The following is an 18,872-nucleotide window of genomic DNA, read 5'->3' as shown; positions in this document are numbered from 1 at the left end:
TGTTACTTGAGCCGGGTAAAAAGTTCAGCCCACAGCGCCAGACCCCTTCCTCCTCCCGTCCGCTCCTGGAACGGGCCTCCCTCCGCGCACCTCCACCCCGTTGAGGGCCCCGAAGGAACCCCTCCCAGTGGAGTGTGTCTGGCCAAAACGTGTCCTCTCGCCCTCAGGTAATTGATGGTATCCGAGGGTATCCCTTCCTCAACCTCGACCTCCGTCCCGGGAGGGTAAGGGATGGAGTTTGTCCTGTATCTCATGAGGTAGCGTGGCGAGTTGACAGCGTCGTTCACTGCAGCCCCGAACCTCAGGGACTTGAGTAGGGTGAGGGTCACGGTCTGTGGGATCGTCCAACCTCCGGCGGCCCCCATGGTCACCGTCCTTTCTTCGCTCACGGCCACCACTGGAGAGAGCGGGAAGCGTGGCCTCTGGCCAGGCTCCACCCTCTCCTTGTCCGCGGGGTCGAGGCTGAAGTAACACGCTCCGTCGTTCAAGTTGAACCCCAGGCCCCTCAGAAGTCCGTTCCTTTCGAAGCCGTACATCTGGGTCATCGTGATGGTGACCGAAACGTCGTCGTCGACCACTGATAGGCTAGTCGTGTGTTCGCCGTACACGCTCCTCCCAACCTTGGGGTAGAACTTAGCCTCGTTAGAGACCTTCCCAGCGAGCGACTTAGCCCTCTGTCTGCTCAGGAGGAAGTCTAGGGGCACCCTGTAGTAGTCCTTTCCAGTGTTCCAAATGTCGTCGTCCCTGAGCGCCAACTTCCCTGCTTCGAGGAAGAGATGGGCGAACTCCCCCGATCTCCAGTCCCCCGCGGATCTAGCTCCTCTACTACGTTCAACCACTCCAGCACAGTTGGCCCTGAGGTTCCCTGAGGGAGGGAGTAAACTACGTAGTTACCGTGGCTCACCTCGATCGGGTCTACCCACACCGGGGAGTAGTTCCTAAGGTCCTCATCGTCCATGAGTCCTCCCTGTTCCCTGACAGCTTCCACCGTCTTCTTGGCTAGTGTCCCGGAGTAGAAGGACCTCCATCCCTCGTCTGCCAAGGTCTCGAGAGTACTCGCGAGGTCCGGCTGTCTCAACGTTTCCCCAGGTAGCGGAAACCTGCCGTCCTTGTAGAAAGTCTCGTAGTTTGCGTGAAACTGCCCCGCCCTTCCCTTTATTCCCTCGTAGAACTTCCAAATCCTCTCCGTGACTACGTGTCCTCTGGCCAACCTAATCGCAGGGAGTACCACCTCCTTCCAGTCCAAGGTACCGAACTTGGCGTGCAGTTCACCCCAACCTGCTACGGAACCTGGAACTAGCACAGACAGTGGACCATCGAACGAGGGCCTGTACTCCTCCCAAGGATCTTCCCGAGTGAGGAGCTCTGCCCTGAGCTCGCGAGGGGCGGTACCGACGAAGTTGAGTCCGTAAACTTTGTCTCTCTTCACTATGGCCACCCCGAACCCTCCCAACCCAGACATGTATGGGTCGACGACGCTCAGTGCCACGGACGCGGCGATGGCCGCATCCACCGCGTTTCCTCCCTTCATTAGAACTTCGACCGCGGCCCCGGTGGAGAGCTCGTGGTCGGTCGCTACGGCAAACATGAGGCTTCATGTGTAGGACGAAATTAATAGTTAATGGACGAGCTCAGCCGACTTTCCCTCTTTAGTCCCCATACCAGGTTCTCCCACAGCCTGTTCGCTACATGTCTCGCTCTGTGGGAAGTTGGGCGGACCTGAGGAACCCACGTTGAATCTTAAGGTTGTTCTAACGACTCACTGAAGTAATTCAAAAGCAGCCACCTCGTCGGCAGATCGAGCTGTGGTCCACGAAGTTCAGTTGAATCGCGGTAAAGTGGAAGGGCCGCGCTTCGCTCCGTTTAAGCACACTTCTATCTGGAGGATCTCCTAGTGGCATCGAAGGGTTTGCGCTGATGAGGGGCCTTTGGACTGTTGACGCCGACCATATCCTTAGTGTGTCTGTGACACCCTCACAGTTAAGTCACGAGGTCGCGGCGTCCTCCGTTCGCTCACGCGAAGTTCACTCACGTGACCCGATATGTTTCCCGCTCTACGGTAAAACTCGTTGAACCTTCCGATGGAGCTCACCTCCCATGGACGTGCCCTCTAAGTTTTGGGATGAATTGACCCCGTTTGCCCCTCGTGTTGTGCAGCTGGTCTCTCCACCACTATCCAACCTCAACCCACTTCAGGGCTCCAAGAAAGTGGCGTCCCATCCCTGTTAGATCGGAGAAACAGTTATAACAGCGAGAGATAAATCCGCATTGAATGGGGATCCCAACCTTAGCTGATACGTGATGACGCGCTTTACGCCGACAGACGGTGGCGATACATCTTTGGAGCGACTGTAAAGCCATGGACTGTTCTCTGTGAAGAAAGTATAAATAGGTGGACTTGCCGTTATGCATTATGTCCTCGCAACAGGAACGGGACGGGATCGAACGGATCAGGGGCGGGATGGTGTTCGGGATGATCTCCATCCTGGTGGGGTTCATAGGGATAATCTCCTTCGTCGGTGGCCCTGTGCTAGCCGGAGTGTTGCTGGTGGTGGCCCTAATCCTAGGGATACTGGCCTTAATCAGGCTCTACAGGGGGTTCAAGATGTTGACGCCGTACGTCCCGAACGCGAACCTAGGTAGGATAGGTTCAATACTCCTCGTCATACCGATCCTTGATCTGATCGGAGTCATACTAGTAGGGTTAGCACTATACTTCGTGGGGGAGAAGTACAACAACGGAACCACCAAAGTCGGGGGGATACTCACCGCCATACCCATAGGGTTCATATCTTTCATAGGGTTCATCGTCTCCTACGTTGGACTAGGGAACATCCTCTATCAGGTCCCAGCTTCACTGACTCCCCAGACCCCCCAGGTCCAGCAACCCGCACAGGTGTACCAGGTGGGACAGGGGAGCTTGAGGGGAAACGTCGCCACTTTGACGCTTTACTCCAATTTGCCGATCGGCCTGACCTCAGCTACGATAGAGGGGTTGGCCTCGACGGCGGTGGCCATACAACCATCCTCCCTCAAACCCGGTGAGAATAGGGTCGAGATTACGTTCTCTTACGTTCCGCCGGCCGTGGTGCAGGGAACGGAGTACAAGCTGAGGCTACTCCTAGAGAACGGTTCCACCGTGTACGCCACCGTCACGAGTTGAAGAACGACCTTATGGCCAAGTAAGGGACACCCGCGTCCAAATCTGGAGGTGGAGCTGTGCTATGGCCTTCGCCTCAGCTGCGGCCTAGTGGTTCCACAGAAAGCCTGAAGTTCGAAGTTTCGCTGAACCCCCGATCTATTCCTCACCCTCGAGTTCCCGTATAACCTCGTCCAACTCTAGCCGTGAGACCCTCTTTCCCCTTATCGTCCTCCACAATAATGGCCACCTTGAGGACAGGTACTTCCTCAAGGCCCCCTCGGGGTCAGTGTAGTACCCCAACAGCTCCGGAGCGTAGGTGAAGTCTCCCCAGTTCTTCAGTAAGAGCATCACCCTCTCGAACCTGAGCTTGGAGAGTCCGCTCCGCAGTTCTCCGTCTCGTGCGACGTTGTCTCTGCCAGCGATGTCCAACTCCACTATTACGTTACTCGACGTCTTCATGTAGTCCCGACCCCTAAGTCTGTCTCCCTTCACGACCGAGAACTCTTGGAAGTTGACCGTGTCTTGACACTCCGTGCCTCCCCTTTCCTTCAATGACCTCGCGAACTCCCTCCAGTCCACGACTAGTGCGGGAACCGCTACCCTGTCACCCACGCAGTTCATCAACGGATCTCTCTCACAACCTAGGATGACTGACTTGTTCCTGGCGGCCATGAGCCACCCGTCGTATTCCATGTCGGAGCTTGACAGGAGTTGCTCAGCCGCAGCGAGTAGTGAACACACCTCAGATGGGAGAAGTCCCTTCTCTTCGGATAGTTGAACAGCCCCTACGCCGAGCTTCCTCTCGCAGGACACCTCGTTCTTTGTGCAGGAGTTTAGGGCGTCGGAGAGGGCCCTAAATGAGGTAGTACTGCACTCCTCCATCTCCCTCACCGCGGACCTGAGCACCCCCAAGTTCCTCTCAACTAAGGCCTTTGCCGCTCGACGGTAAACTTCTCCACACTCAGTCAAACTCTACCAGCTCCTTGTGCAGCTCAAGTAGGGCCTCCCTGAACTTCCTTCCCCTGGAGGGGAGGTGCTCACACAGGAGCTCAACTACGTGGTAGTAAAGGTCGTCCTTACCATCAGACCTCTTGACGTCCTTCAACACATCACTGCAAACACCCCTTCTCTCGTGGACTAGCTCGTAGAGTTTGCTCAAGTACTTGTCTCGTTCACCCTTCACTTTCGAGAATAGGTCCCTCCTATCTCTCCCAACTTCCCCTAACTCCCTAAGCCTCTCTCCGAACGCGAAAACTTTCCCGTCTAACACTATCGCCTCCTTTACGAATTCCTTAACCTCCAGATCGGTTGGAGCCGATCTCCTGCCGAAAGGAAATGACCCGCTTTGGAACACCTTGGACTCCAACAATCTTTCGACATCTTGAAAGAGGGCTTGAATTGCTCTCTTCCCGTTCTCGGGGTCACGCAATGCCTCAAGAGCCAGATCCGGTTCCGATAGTTCCGAGGTCTCCGCTCTCAATCCGAGTTCCACCTTAAGCTTCGGACTCAGAGAGCTCAAGATCCTGGGGCAATTCTCTTCCAACGCCCTTCCCAGCTCGTGGGAGAGCTTGCCAGAGAGGGAGTTGAGCGACCTAGCCAACGCACTGCACTTGTCCTCCCTAGGAGGGAGAGGGGATCTCGTTCTACCTCTGGTGAGGTAAGCCGAGAGCGCCCGCGAAATTTCCTTCTCGTCTAACCCAACCCCTTCAATCCACTTGCTAAGGTCGTCTGGAGGCGAGTTCTCTAAGATGTAGCGACGTAGACGAGGATCCCTGACTTTAGCGTTCCACTGAGATATGTACGCCCAGTACTTGAGATCGACATCAAGGTGGCCCGTTGGGCTTACCTCCATCTCCAACTCTTCCCTCTTCGCTCTCCTCAACTGATCCAGGACTTCGGCGACAGGGTCTAGTACGTTACTGCTAGGAGCTCTGGCGGGTCTCCCCTTCATCACGTAGAACGTCGACGAGCGGTTAGCTGGATTAGGAGACTCCTCCGCCTCACTGATCGAGGCGAAGTTGCTCAACCTGAGGTTGAGGGGGAGAGCCCTTATCATGGCTAGGAGAGCCTGGTGGGGTTCGCAACTGGTCTCCGCCGTCCCACCCACGTTTCCGTTGAGGACGGAGTAAGCCCAGATCATGGCCAACTCCTTCCCCTCGCCACAACTCACCTGGCCATCTCCTTCAGGGATCTTTGGCTCCTCGAGTTCCTTCACCTTCCCCACCATCAGGTCCTCCCTAATTCTGTAAAGTTCGTCAGTCAACTTCAGGAGGGGAGACGGATCGTACTTCCTCTCCCTGTACTCTGGCTCCGGAATGATCATAGTGTGGACGAACACGTTGTCTCTTCCGTCTGGAGACTCCTTCATGCCCTTAAGCACTGTCACAATGGCGTACATGCCTGAGTCCTGTCCGTTTCCTAACTCCGTTGTGAAGGAAGTCCTAATTGACGTGAAGTCCCTCCTACGATCCTTTACCCCATCAGTGCTAGAGATCCCACCCAAGCTCTCCGGCTTCAGTAACTTCGTGCCCGGTGATCGAGCGGCTACGCTATATCCTCTTCCCTGAACCCGCATCTCCACCATTTGAAGGATGGGCAAACCCATCACTCCAACAACTGATTTACTAACCTGTTGATCTGGGGGAAGGGAGCTGCGAGGACGTCTCCGTCCCGCCTCACGTACATCTTGAGAACGTCGTCCTCCCTGTACTGGAAGTACCTGTGGGCCACGTTCCTGAAGGTTCCTCCCAATCTGTTCATCAATTCTAAACCCGACAGCCTGGAGAGAGCCTCGTCCCTCTCCAGCAAGTCGGTCTTTGTGAAGACTATGCTTATGGGGACCTTCGGAAACCTCCTTCTCCCCCTCAGGACAGCCTGTTGCGCCGCCCAAGAGAGGAAAACTAGGTCGAGCAGTTGGGACTGTCTCATTGACGACGTTCCTTTCTCAGGGTGAAATAGCTCTGGGTTAGAGGCGTCTATGAACACTAGGTACCTGTCTGCGTAGAGCAACTGGGTGTGAGGGCCTAACGGCTCCTCTGCGCCTCCCCTGACACAGTCCCCACCGGAAACAGTGAAGCAGTTAGTCACCTTCGCCACGAACGGATTCAAGTACTGCCTAACTGCTTCTGAATCGTCGATCCTGAGCTCCTCTCCCTTCTCCGTTACATGTGCGTAGAACTTACCCAACTGCTTCCTGTTCACGTAGTTGGTCATGGCCTCGAATGTCTCTCCTCCGGCGTCGTTCAGGGTCAGGTTGACCTCCACCGTCCTCTCTCCTATAAACTTCTTCTCCTTCCTCCACAACTTCACCCCGATGGGGAAGTTCCTCCCGGCTGCGGTGAAGGGTATGTCGGGAAGGTTTTTCCCCCGTGGAACTTCGTCCTTAAGGAGTCTATCTCTAGTCTCCATCAAGTAGTCCTGTCCGTACGTGATTTGGTAGGATATGCCAGTGTCGTAGTTGGTGTCGAAGTAGTACGTCAGAGCCGCCAGGAAGACGGTCTTCCCGGCCCCAGGGTACCCAAGGACCGCGACGACCCGAGATCTGTGGTACTCCCTCTCCTTCACCGCTAGGATCTCTCCTGGGTCGAACGGTCTGACTTCAGCCTCTTCTACTCTCTTGGACAATAGGTCATCTTCCCTCCTGCGTGTTAACTGTGGTGGGTTTCACGGGGAGTGAAGTGTTGGAGTCGTCCTGAGGTTGTACGTTAGTCGCTTGAGGTGCAGCTACCTGAGGAGCGGTCTCCTGAGGATCTTGTATTTCGAGGACTAGCCTCATGGCCTTGAGGAACTTCTTCAGGGTATTGTCGTCGTAGGCTGATGGAGTCTGAACTAGGGACAGGTAGAGCTTCCCCCTCTCCTCAGTAACGTAGTTCCTGCTGTTCGGGGAATCTCCCGTCACTACGCGGTTCACCTTCTCGAAGAAGGCCGGCATTAACTGCTCCCTCACCTCTTCTACGAGGAGCAACGGAACAACGTAGAATCCCACAAGCGCTAGGAGGCTGTTGGAGCTATCCACCTGCACTAGAGAGACGCTTTCCTCTTTAACTCCTGCCTTAGCCGCCAGCATGGGCCTCAGTTGCCTCGCCAACTGCAGGTTGTCCCTGCTGTGGACCAGGTAGAACCCCTCTGGTCTGTAGTAGTAGCCGTTAATGTCCTTATCCTCTCCAAGCCTCGCCAAGTAGTGCCTAACCGCCCCCTCGTCTACTGTGGCGAATGCTTTCCTTACCACTCCGTCCGCCATGCCCTGTGCTAACGAGTTAAGGAACTGCCTGTAGTCGTCTCCCTTTCTCTGTCTCATCACTTCGAAGACGTCCCCTATGCCCAACCCCCCACTCGTGGCCTGCTCCATGAGGGCCTGGAGGTTTCCTGGGTCTTGCAGGTAGGTTTCCAGCTCCCTCCTGAGGTCGTCGTGAAGCCCACTCATGTCCAAGGTGTACAGGTCCCTGAGTAGCTCCGACAACCCCTCGGAGACCGCCCTCCTCGACTCCTCAGTGGCCTGTTCCAACTTGGACTCGAGGTCGCTTATTGTGGTCCTCACGCTAGTGTACTCTTCCTCGCTCTTGCCTAGACTGTTCATCACGGTGCCTAGTCGTTGATCCAACGTAGAGAAGACCTTGCTCTGGACCTCACCTATGCTCTTCAACCACTTGTTGAAGCTCCCCGCCTCGCCGAACAGCTCCTGTTTGTTGATCTCCTTCATAGCCTGGGTGATGTCCTGGAGGGTGTCGCCAGCTTCGTTCAGTATTCTCTTGTGTAACCTACCCCACAGGTTTAGGGGACCCTTGTGTGAGTCGGCGGCAGACCTCACTCTGCTCAGCATCTCAGCCAAGTTGTTCATCTCGGAGTTAAGTTTACCTAGGGCCCCGCTCTTCGGGTTTCCTAGGTCTAGGAGCAATTTGTTGAGGACTAGCAAAGATACGTACTTAGACTTCACTTCCTCGGGAGCGTTGCCCTCTGCAGGAACCGCATCTCTCAACATGCTGTTCACCTCGTCATCAGATATCGGAATCACCCTCCCCCTCAGTATGGTCATGAAGGTGGTGGACTGTTCCAACACGTTACCCAATTGAGTCAACTGATTGAGGCACACTTCTCCCCTCTCTCCGCTGTCTACATACGTCTTGCACTCCTGTAGGAGGGCCGCCCTCTGAGCAGCGAGATCACCTGCTAGTTCGCTCAAGCTAGATATCCAGTTCCTGAGTGGGTCAACCGTTAACTTAGCTGTTGCCGACAACATCCCCTCACAGATCGCCTCTCTGGACGGGTCGGAACACTGTTCCTTAAGTGCGGACAGTTCCGCCTTGAGCTTGTTGACGCTGTCAACGGAACTGGATAGTTCGCTTTTCCTCTTACCGATGTCCGAGATCCTCGGCCTCTCGCTTTCCAGCCTGGACTGGATCAGCTTCACCTGTTCGTTCGATCTCCTTATGGCGTCTAACTTCTCCCCAGGTATCCTACCCACCCACGCCGAGATGGTCGGTATAATCACCGGTTGGGCGAGCACCGAAGTTAAGTTGGGCAAGTCTGGATCAGTCCTGGACCACCCCTTTCTACCTAGGTACTCAGTTAAGAGGGCCGAGAGGTTCTGCCTGATTATCCCAGCTCTCATCGCCTCTCCGTTGTCCTTCATCAGGTGGGGTCTCATGTCCACCCCCGTAGAAGTCCTAGAGAACTCCTCTTTTGCCAGAGCTAACATGATGGCCATGGAGACGTCGTGGTAAGAGTACTTCGTCTCCAGGCTCCCTGTCGGTCCATGATAGGTAGTAAGTATCAGGTAGGACTCACTAGTTCCGTCCCAGACTGCGGCTAGCCCGTAGTCCTCGATGTGAAGGGAGTTCCTCACGTTCTCCGTGACCCTGTCTTTGTACTTCCCGTTCAGTTTGGTCAAGTACGAGAGCCACAGGAGGTCGACCAGCGAGGCGGCGGCCGCGGCCCGAAGGTCCCGTAGGTCTCCCAGGGGCATGTCTGCCTTGGAGTAGGTGACAGCGTTGCCCTCTCCTGCGGGTAGGTTGAGAACGAGGTGATACTCGAACGGTATGCCAGAGGTCGAAAGCGCGTTCATCACCACGCTGCTCACATCGAGGAAGCTCCCCGAGCCGAACCCTCCGCCTCCATTGAGCACGAAGAAGACGCCAAGTCTGCCTGGTCTATCCCTGGACACCTCCTGCACTGCGCTGTTAACCCCTCCCACCAACCTGTCAGAGGTGACACCTAGGTAGTACCTCGCCAACGGACGATACCTGGATACTCCCTTGCCTACTCCCAGGGACTGTATTATCGACGTTAATTGATCCCAATATCTCCTCAGTGGAGGGTAGGCCAAGTTGGGTGTTTCAAAGGTGTTTTTTCTTAACCTGTCCTGCCTGAAGTACGCTTCATCGGCCGAGAGTTGAACGAAAGTTATCCTACTCGAGGCGGATCCTACTTTCCTCTCTATTTGTGGCAGGTCACTCAAATGCATGTCTATGGCCTGAAGTTTCGCCCCGGAACCCTTGATTCCTATTCCACCGTCGAACTGGGCCAATATGGTTGTCCCTACGTTCCCAAGGCCTATTGCGTAAAGAGTAATTGGCAACCCAAATCAAGGGAAGTCCGCTTAGGAAAAATATAAACCTTTTGGAGCAACCTTTTTTATGCTAATCGAAGGAGAAGCTAATCGATATATAACAAACATAGGCGAGATCACTCCTGAGTGTGTGGAATGACCATGTGATCTAGAGGAATTCCTCCATAATTTCGTGAACTAGCACTCCTTCCGCAGTAGTTTCAATTGGACGAGAACTCCTTAACAGTACGTAAGGCAGGACATCGAGCGACCAGGGTACACAATTTAACTTTACGGGGGTCGAGGGGACGGAAGTCCCCTTCCGTGAGGACGGATGGCTCCATTATAGAAACGTATTGTAATAAAAACCCAGTATTTACCAGACCTAACTGAAAGAGCTGGGTCGCACCCTCGGGACTGGGGGAACTCACGCCCGTGGAGAGGAAACCCTCCGTGACCCCTCTTCCACAGGACGGTCCCACGGAACCTCCGTTACGTAAGGAGATCGAGGTCCCTCCGAGGAGCGGGACTCACCGGGAGGACGCCTCGTCCCTGAGGGCGGGGCAGTTCACGTAGTGACAAGGTGTTGCTTAGATAGTTGCCAGATCCCCTCCCATCGCCCAAGAGTTAACCCAGATTGAGGTCGGTACTAAAGCTGAGAAATTTGGGCGACGCTTAGGGACAAACCATTCTACATTTCAGCTTAAAAAACAGCAATGGAGTGTGATGCCTGTGGACTTCGCTCTGATCATCGACAATTCCGGTTCGATCTGTAACACACATAACAGGGAGGTCGTGTCGTCGCTGCTCACTCAGGTCTTGGGCAGGTTGAGAGCAACGGCCGGGCCTCGAAAGTTACCATCAATGTGGGTTTACACGTTCCCGCGTTCTGGATCTCGCATGCAGTCCTTAGGGGTCCTCGACACTAGAACTTACACTAGTACTAAAGTCCTAGACGTCTGCAGGGGTGAAGTCGGCAACACCGACGTGGGACCGGCCCTGAGGCTGGCGGCCACCTTCGGGGGAAAGGCGGTAATCCTAAGCGACTTCGTGAACACCGTAGCTACGGGGGTCACGACCGTGGATTTAGGTGCTCTTAGAGGTAGGGCTTATCTAGTTGTACTGGAACCAGTAGTCCTGTGGAAGCCCAACTACGGTGAAGTCGCGGGAATTTTGAGCAGATCTGGACTGGATTGTGGAGAGGTTAAGAGCGGAAGAGCGCTAACAGAATGCCTTAACAACGGGGGAGTTAAGGCGAGGTATTTAGAGTACAGCACAAGGGACAAGAGCATCCCAGATCTCTCGAGAGAGATAGCCGAGTTTGTCCTGAGCTAAACCGTGAGTTCGAAAGGGTCGGAGTCCCTAGGTTAGTTCCTTTGGACTTTTGTCCTCAGGGGGCACCAGGCACCGAAGGCTGAGGCCTTTCCCCAGATAAAGGAACAATTACGGTACATTCATCGACAAATAGAAGTCGCAAAGGAGTCCTGACCACCGATCATTCAGGGGAGGTTAAATTTCGTTTTACAAGCTATTAAAAGTATTTTCTATTTTTTATACTAAAAAATGATTTATTTCTGCATGACCAGTTTCGCATCGATAGGGAATTAGGGAATGTGATAAAAAAGAGGACAAACCTCGCCCTTCAGGGCGGGGAGGAGGTCAGATGAATCGGAAATGGTCGCTGGGTGTAAATCGGGGGCTCGTCGAGCGACTTCAGCCCTCTTAGGGGGAGTGATGTAAATCCGCAACAGGAGAAGCACGTGTAGGGACTATGGGTTCGTCCAGTTTTCAGTTAAGTGTAGACCTCACTTTGCTCCCCTGTCCATCTCTCCTCGGCGCTACCTCGAGTCCCCCCTCCTTCCATGTGTGAATAGACGGAGGTAAGCCATTGCGCCGGTTACATTTACCTCCAGTCGGTAATACTCCACTAAACATGGAAGTGACTATGTACTGTCGAAACCGACTTCCTTTTTTATAATACTGAAGCCAAAAATCCCCCGAAGTCGTGGACTTACCGCGAGCTTCTATTCCACCTACGTAATACCTCTTACCGTCTTCGTCGATAACATTAACGAGCACGTGTACGACGTTTGACACCAACACTAGCCCCCCGTCCTTATGTTCGGTTTCCTGTAGAAACTCTGCCACCACGTCACTAATCTACTCCTCCCTAACAGGCCATACCGAGGGGCCTGTCTGTGGGTAGTTCTTGACCTGTGATCTGGGTCCCCGTATACTTCTTCCTTTGAGGGGGTAAGTCTAGGAAGAAAGAAAAAGGCAACGGCCGCTGCACTTCAACCGTTGTGGCCCCTAAGATCAGCTTTCCAGAAGTCTAGAGGTTTCAAGTCTAGAGGTTACATATGGGAGTCGCGACCCACGAGAAAATAGTGCATAAATTACGATATGACGGCCCAAATGACCCCTGAGACGATAAATTGAATCTATGAGAATAAAAGCCAAAACCCACCATATCACAGTGAAGATCGTTCATGAAGACTTTACCTAGCCAATACAACTGTCATACGGGCGACTCTTAAGGATCTAATACCCTGACCTCACGGTCCCTCATCGAGGACAAGGTATAGATATCCGACGTCCCAGAGGAACTCGTCGAGGAACGGCGCGTTTAGTGATGTCTCCCTCCACTCATTTTGAAATAGAGACGGGCCAAAACGGGCGTGGCGATTTGGGTGACTGGAGGGCATTCTCGTCGCATACAATGTGGTAAAGTGACAACGAGATGATGTGCACAACGACGTGTACTGGGAATGCCACAGCTAGGTAGTAACCTATGAACATTTGACCTCAGGACGATCCCCCTTGATGATGGATGCACCTTTCCCGACTCCGTCTCACTTCCAGAGGAACTTGAGGCCGTCTAACAAGGGATGAGATAGTCTCACTTTCCTTGTGCCCTAAGTTATCCTTAGGTGTCCCATGCGCAGAATATTGAAGTAAAGAGATTCTCAAGTAAGAGGTGATAGTGAAAACGCGGTGGTTAAATTTACAAAATTCGGGGGTTGAGGGGGCGGAAAGCCTCGCCCTTCACGGGGGTGAACAGCTCCCTTGTATTTAAATACTTCTTTGTGAAATTTCTCTTAGTGGTACTAACGACGCTCCTCCCCAGCTCGATCGAAGGTTTAATGGGACTGTGGGAGGAGCAACCATCGTCTCTCTTCTCCCTTAAGGGACTAGAGCTTTGCGATGAAAGTCCCCTCCTCTTCGAATGGGAGTGGACCTCTGATCCACTCGACTGCCCACCAAACGAGACATGTAAACCCGAACCGGTGGTGGGAACGACGATCCCTCTGGGAGGGAACCATCGCCCTTCCAGGGCGGGGAGGAGGTCAGTTCCATGTACTTCGAACTCAGTTCGCTATTAGTGAAGGGATTTCCCTACGCTGAGAGGTCTTCCTCGCTCTTCCCTTTGGACCTCTTGGGTTCTTCCACCAGATTTCCATATATCAGCTTAACTCCGTGGGCCTTGCTACTCTCCACCGCGTCCTCCCTAGCTGTAACTGCCAAGAACAACTTAATGGGGTTCTTCAGTCCTAATACTCTAGTCAGGACGTCGCACTTAGTGTTGAACCACTCCACATCGTCGCCCTCTGCGAAGGATTTGACCTCCATGAGATAGACCTTATCGTCTTTAGCATATATATCGACTTCATACCTAGTTCCCTTAGCACCGAAATTACCCTGTTGGTCTTTGTAGGTGAACCTGTTTATGAAGTCTAAGTTTATCCCTTCACTCTCGACAATCTCTTTGAAGAACTCCCTTATCAGCTCCTCGTAACTGACTCCCCACCTTTGACCGAGGCTACTAATGGTCTTGTCTAGCATCCCTATTTTGTTCTCCAACCTATCGAACCTCTCTGAGAACTCCTTCCTTGTAGCCAATAAGAACTCCTCTAACTTCCTCTGGGCCTCCGCCAACAGCTTGAGTTCTTCCTCCGTCTTCCTCTGGGCCTCCGCCAACTGGTCGACCCTCTGCGTCAGTTGGTTCAACCTCTCCTCCGTCTTCCTCTGAGCATCCGCCAACTGGTCCATCCTGACCGCCAACTGGTCGACCCTCTGCGTCAGTTGGTTCAACCTCTCCTCCGTCTTCCTCTGGGCCTCCGCCAACTGGTCCATCCTGACCGCCAACTGGTCGACCCTCTGCGTCAGTTGGTTCAACCTCTCCTCCGTCTTCCTCTGAGCATCCGCCAACTGGTCGACCCTCTGCGTCAGTTGGTTCAACCTCTCCTCCGTCTTCCTCTGAGCATCCGCCAACTGGTCGACCCTCTGCGTCAGTTGGTTCAACCTCTCCTCCGTCTTCCTCTGAGCATCCGCCAACTGGTCGACCCTCTGCGTCAGTTGGTTCAACCTCTCCTCCGTCTTCCTCTGAGCATCCGCCAACTGGTCCATCCTGACCGCCAACTGGTCGACCCTCTGCGTCAGTTGGTTCAACCTCTCCTCCGTCTTCCTCTGGGCCTCCGCCAACAGCTTGAGTTCTTCCTCCGTCTTCCTCTGGGCCTCCGCCAACTGGTCCATCCTGACCGCCAACTGGTCGACCCTCTGCGTCAGTTGATCGACCCTCTGCACCAACCTCTCCACCACGCCCTCTAAACGGACAGCTAAGTCCCTGGACTGGACTACTACCTTAGACAACTGCTCTGTAGCCTCCTTGAGCTGGCTAAATGCCGTGAGCCCTAATACATCACTTAATTCTCTTCGGAAATCAGGGTCTTCCTTCAACAGTCGCAATATCTCCTCTTTAACGCTCATCAGGTCAGGATCCGTTGGACCCTATTTTAACCTATCGGTGAAAATTTCATTCAATCCATAGGACATTCCCAACTGGAAAGTACGTTTGTGATCCGCAAGATGGTCTATGATTGGTATCCTTTACCTAGCTTCCTCCCTGTCCTTGAAGGGTCCCCCCAAGGGTTGGATATTCTAAGCGTTGGTTGGGGGTCACATCTCTCTGGGACGGTCGAGCGACTCGGAGAACCGTCCCCAGAGAAGGGCACTTTCGTCGGCGAGCTCCCTTAAGGGGAGATATGTCAGCTGCCCACACCTGAGTCTAGTTTAGTCCTCAACGGAGCTGAGTAGGGATGTCGCTAGTATCACTAAAACAGATCTTACCAAAGCTAATACTTAAATGAGGAGGTTATCCCCCTCAACTCCCTCTATTGTAAACTACGTTGCTTTAATGGAGCTTTCCACCCCGTTACACCTAATATTTTTCAAAAAGGAATGGGGGACTTCACGGACCTCTACGACTAAGGCCAGGCGAAAGACTCTCCCAATTAGGGTGGAAGTTTAACGGATCGACCTTCCTCCTGCGATGTTCTCTCGGTGTACTCCATCAATGACCATCATTCGTAAGATTTCTTGAGAACCGCCTATTGAATGGGGCCTTCCTTCCGGAGAAGTCTTCCTTTCACCCTCACCAAGGTAAAACGATGCGCATCGAGTAATGCCGTTTAGATGCTCGAATTAGCTGTTGGCTTTCATGGACAAGTAAACGAAACACACACCTCTGCGGATCATACCCCATACATTTTAGGTAGAGCGAAGGCCTTTACTCGTGGAAAGGAAGAAGTTGGGTTGGACCGGGGAGGAGATTTCTCCCCTAATACTCGGCACATTCGAACACGGCGTGAGAACCCTCGTCAGTGAGGAGGAGGCAGTGAAGCTCCTGAACAGGGCCATAGAGCTGGGGATCAACGCGTTCGACACTGCGGAGTCCTACGGCAAAGGAGAGTCCGAGAGGGTGTTGGGCAAGGTGATAAAGGGGGTGAAAAGGGACGAGGTGTTCCTCATCACCAAGGTTTCCCCGGAACACCTAAGGTACGACGACGTCCTCAAGTCTGCGGAGAGGAGCATGAGGAGGCTAGACGTCTCCTACATCGACCTCTACCTAGTCCACTGGCCTAACCACTACGTCCCCCTCAGGGAGACGGCGAAGGCCATGGAGAAGTTAGTTAACGACGGGAAGGTGAGGTACGTGGGAGTGAGCAACTTCTCCCTCCCCCTCCTGAGGGAGTTCAGGGAACACCTGTCGAGGACGGACGTGGCGGCAGACGAAGTGCATTACAACCTACTGTTCAGGGCAATCGAGGAAGAGGTCTACCCTTACGCTAGTAGGGAGGGGATTCCGATTCTGGCCTACGATCCCCTCGGCTTAGGCTACCTGGTAGGAAGGAGGGAGATTAGGGACGAGTACAGGTGGTACTTCCTCGCTAAGGACGGAGTAGTCGAGGCCCTCGCTCCCCTAGTGGAGGAAGTGAGGAAGACGGCAGAGAGATTGGGGCTCACGCCAGCACAGGTCCTCCTAGGCTGGTTGACATCAAAGGAGCTAGTGTTCCCTGTATTCAACACGACTAAACAGAAGCACCTAGAAGAGAACGTCGGCTTCAGAGAGACGCCGCTCGACGCCATCCAGTCGCTTGAGTCTATTTCAACCAAAGTGTGGCTAGACTTACGCTCGAAGGAACTGGTATAGACCAGTGGACTAAAACGACCCCACGGTACGAGTCAGCCCTCCATTGATACCTCCTTAGACTCCCTGGCCCTGAGTATGAAGCCCAACGTGATCACCGAAAGAACTATCATATATAACGGATATAGGAGGACCGACAATGAACCTAGATCTGCTGAAACGTAGCTCGCCGGTCCCCCAGGAAGGCGTTGCCGAACTGATAGGCTGAGGACGAACCGGTGTACCTGACGTTTGTGGGAAATATCTCTGCTATCAGGGCCGCGAGGGGAGAGTAACCCACCCCGTGGAAGAAACCGAACAGGACCATAGCCGCGAAGAACGTCGCAACGGAGTGGAAAAGGAAAACTGGGTAAACCGCGAGGAGCGGAAGACCGTTCGCTATTAGGAGGACGGGTTTCCTTCCGGCCGCATCTCCTAGGGCTCCACCAACGAACACGAAGGTCACCTCGGAGGCGGCGAAAGCGAAGGCCCCCAAGAACACCGAGGAGGGACTAAGCCCCAACAGGGAGTAGTATGTGGGTAGAAGCACCGCACCGACGTAGAAGATCGTCCCGAGGGAGCCCGCTATTACTGTGCCCAACAGCACCTCCCTCCAGTACTTCCTGAAGGTATCCCTGGACGGTACCGCCACCAACAGGCCTCTCTCCTTGGCCTTCCTGAAGAGAGGGGTCTCGTCGACTTTGAGTCGGAGGGCTAGACCCACGGCCACCATGAGGAACGAGAGGAGAAACGGTATCCTCCACCCGTAACTCAGCATGGCACTCTGTGGGAGGACGGAGGTGAGGGCCAGGAAGACTACGCTTCCCAGCATCAGCCCGATTCCCACGGTCGACTGAACGAAAGAGCTGTAGAAAGACCTCCTCGACCCCGCCTCCTCCACGGTGAGGAGAACTGCCCCTCCCCACTCCCCCGAGCCCGAGTCCGAGGATCAGCCTCAACAGTACTAAGAGGCCTATGGTTACCGCCCCCGCCTCCCTATAGGTGGGGAGGATCCCTATCAGCCCGCTCGAAACCCCGGAGAGGACTAGGGTGAAGACCAGGGAATACCTCCTTCCCTTGAGATCACCGTAGTGGCCGAAGAGTAGTGCTCCCACCGGCCTCGTGACGAACCCTAGGGCGAAGACCAGAAGCACGCCCAGTACAGCAGCTAGCCTGTTTGTGCTAGGAAAAAGCTCCTCTCCTACGTATACTGCTCCGGAGGTGAAAATGAAAACGTCGTACCACTCTATCAGTGTTCCTGTCATGGCGGCCGCAACAGTGAGCTTTCTCATTAAATAAAGAATGATTTAAGCCTTTTTAAAAGTTTTTATTATGCACTAAATGCTATTATGCGGATCGATCTGATCCTACTAAGTCCCAGACTTAACTCAATGGAACTTCCGCGGTCTCCCGAACGTTCCGTTGTAAGCGCTAGGGGCTCAATCGCTCCATTGGCCTTCAACGTGAAATTCGTTGAAGTAAGTAGGAACTGGTCCAAGGACGTAGGGGAATCTGGTGAACTCCCACGATAACCTCGCTATTTACTGTCAATTTAGTTGGAGTAGAAGACGAAATGATGTATAAGGTCCATCGACTTTTCGATGTTACCTGTTAACTAGTAACGGTAAAACAGACCGTACTCCTCGAACCACACTGCTTGAGAGAGCACGCCCTTGGGGGCCTAGGCCTCCCGGATGAACTCACCGTCTTGAGGCCACATCGTCGATGCGCCGAGCACGTAGCTAATAAAAATTTTCAAAATTAAGAGGCAAGGTCTGTGAATGAGGACGATATAGATGGCCATCGGGGAGACGTTAGCTTAGCGGCCATGATTCTATTCTTCGAGCTCATGGCGGGATTCTTCGTCCTCATCGCCAGAGACCCCGTCCGTGAGGGCGGGGTAGTTTACAAAATTCGGGGGTTGAGGGGGCGGAAAGCCTCGCCCTTCACGGGGGTGAACAGCCCCCTCATATTTATACTTCTTTGTGAAATTTCTCTTAGTGGTACTAACGACGCTCCTCCCCAGCTCGATCGAAGGTTTAATGGGACTGTGGGAGGAGCAACCATCGTCTCTCTTCTCCCTTAAGGGACTAGAGCTTTGCGATGAAAGTCCCCTCCTCTTCAAATGGGAGTGGACCTCTGATCCACTCGACTGCCCACCAAACGAGGGATGTAAACCCGAACCGATGGTGGGAACGACGATCCCTCTGGGAGGGAACCATCGCCCTTCCAGGGCGGGGAGGAAGTCAGCGGCTAAAGACGTGAACTACTCTGTACTTATGACCGCAATGTTCTTCCTTATTTTAGGGACAACACTCACGCTTCGATGGGCTTTAGTCTTTTCCGCCTTAGAAGCGCTTTTCTCTGGTTGCGAATACGTGGTAAAGCGTGGTGGGATCCTTCGGTAGCTTGGGCGGTATCGTCTAGTGGACCGTTAATCTATTATTTAGTTAAGGGGTGTTCACGGAGTCAACGCCCGCCAAGACCGAAGAAGAGCAAGTTCCAAAAGCGAGTCCTCCACCTCAGACGTCGAAAACCAGTAGTGAGAGGGAAGAGAGGACCAGTTCGATCGAGACTTCCCAGTAGTCCCGTGAGTTGAGCCGTTCCGGTGGTACGAGGGGTGACGCTAATGTCACAGGTAGGTCTAACGTTGAACCCAGTTCAGAAACGGGGACTTGGTCCTGGTCGAAGGAGCAAACATGCGCCGCGACGGGCGTGGA

General features: G+C 53.8%; 11 protein-coding genes and 1 pseudogene. 3 read left to right on the top strand and 9 right to left on the bottom strand.

Features of this window, described 5'->3' with window-relative positions:
• Positions 1-2: 2 nt before the first annotated feature.
• A complete protein-coding gene (locus tag HS1genome_RS13100) occupies positions 3-755 on the bottom strand; it encodes a gamma-glutamyltransferase (protein WP_158613785.1) in 753 nt (250 codons plus the stop codon).
• On the bottom strand, positions 695-1,588 hold the full coding sequence (locus HS1genome_RS13095; RefSeq protein WP_126450792.1) for a gamma-glutamyltransferase: 894 nt from the start codon (positions 1,586-1,588) through the stop codon (positions 695-697). Before HS1genome_RS13095 ends, HS1genome_RS13100 begins: the two co-directional genes overlap by 61 nt.
• Before the next feature lie 825 nt (positions 1,589-2,413).
• On the opposite strand from HS1genome_RS13095, the gene HS1genome_RS09605 reads away from it, so the two are divergent.
• Positions 2,414-3,163, top strand: a complete 750-nt coding sequence (locus HS1genome_RS09605) for a DUF973 family protein (protein WP_126450791.1) — start codon at positions 2,414-2,416, stop codon at positions 3,161-3,163.
• Positions 3,164-3,298: 135 nt separating this feature from the next.
• Here HS1genome_RS09605 and HS1genome_RS09600 read toward each other — a convergent pair whose 3' ends face one another.
• Genes HS1genome_RS09600 through HS1genome_RS09585 form a run of 4 tightly spaced genes read right to left on the bottom strand, consistent with a single transcriptional unit; the run spans position 3,299 to position 9,716 of the window.
• On the bottom strand, positions 3,299-4,111 hold the full coding sequence (locus HS1genome_RS09600; RefSeq protein ID WP_126450789.1) for a hypothetical protein: 813 nt from the start codon (positions 4,109-4,111) through the stop codon (positions 3,299-3,301).
• Positions 4,104-5,741, bottom strand: coding sequence for a hypothetical protein (locus tag HS1genome_RS09595; RefSeq protein ID WP_126450787.1), 1,638 nt, complete (start codon positions 5,739-5,741; stop codon positions 4,104-4,106). Before HS1genome_RS09595 ends, HS1genome_RS09600 begins: the two co-directional genes overlap by 8 nt.
• Before the next feature lie 5 nt (positions 5,742-5,746).
• The gene (locus HS1genome_RS09590; protein ID WP_126450785.1) at positions 5,747-6,766 is read right to left on the bottom strand and encodes a hypothetical protein; all 1,020 of its coding nucleotides are present in this window, start codon (positions 6,764-6,766) and stop codon (positions 5,747-5,749) included.
• 4 nt (positions 6,767-6,770) lie between these two features.
• Entirely contained in the window at positions 6,771-9,716 is a 2,946-nt protein-coding gene (locus HS1genome_RS09585; protein ID WP_126450784.1) for an ATP synthase subunit B family protein, read from the bottom strand.
• A gap of 870 nt (positions 9,717-10,586) precedes the next feature.
• Here HS1genome_RS09585 and HS1genome_RS09580 point away from each other — a divergent pair.
• Entirely contained in the window at positions 10,587-11,021 is a 435-nt protein-coding gene (locus tag HS1genome_RS09580) for a hypothetical protein (RefSeq protein WP_126450783.1), read from the top strand.
• A gap of 2,061 nt (positions 11,022-13,082) precedes the next feature.
• Here HS1genome_RS09580 and HS1genome_RS09570 read toward each other — a convergent pair.
• Complete coding sequence (locus HS1genome_RS09570) at positions 13,083-14,453, bottom strand: DUF3782 domain-containing protein (RefSeq protein ID WP_126450782.1); 1,371 nt, start codon at positions 14,451-14,453, stop codon at positions 13,083-13,085.
• An 805-nt stretch (positions 14,454-15,258) separates the two neighbouring features.
• Between HS1genome_RS09570 and HS1genome_RS09565 the strand changes: the two genes are divergently transcribed.
• Complete coding sequence (locus HS1genome_RS09565; protein ID WP_126450781.1) at positions 15,259-16,176, top strand: aldo/keto reductase; 918 nt, start codon at positions 15,259-15,261, stop codon at positions 16,174-16,176.
• Positions 16,177-16,318: 142 nt separating this feature from the next.
• On the opposite strand, the gene HS1genome_RS12845 is transcribed toward HS1genome_RS09565, so the two are convergent.
• Both HS1genome_RS12845 and HS1genome_RS13370 read right to left on the bottom strand, forming a co-directional pair.
• A complete protein-coding gene (locus HS1genome_RS12845; protein ID WP_232018755.1) occupies positions 16,319-16,999 on the bottom strand; it encodes an MFS transporter in 681 nt (226 codons plus the stop codon).
• A gap of 136 nt (positions 17,000-17,135) precedes the next feature.
• Positions 17,136-17,417 (bottom strand): annotated as a pseudogene (locus tag HS1genome_RS13370) (MFS transporter); the annotation flags it as partial.
• Between the last annotated feature and the right edge of the window lie 1,455 nt (positions 17,418-18,872).

Source organism: Sulfodiicoccus acidiphilus (genome assembly GCF_003967175.1).
GTDB classification, from domain to species: Archaea; Thermoproteota; Thermoprotei_A; order Sulfolobales; family Sulfolobaceae; genus Sulfodiicoccus; species Sulfodiicoccus acidiphilus.
Note: the sequence above shows the minus strand (reverse complement) of the source record. Positions and strands in the feature narration are given on the sequence as shown.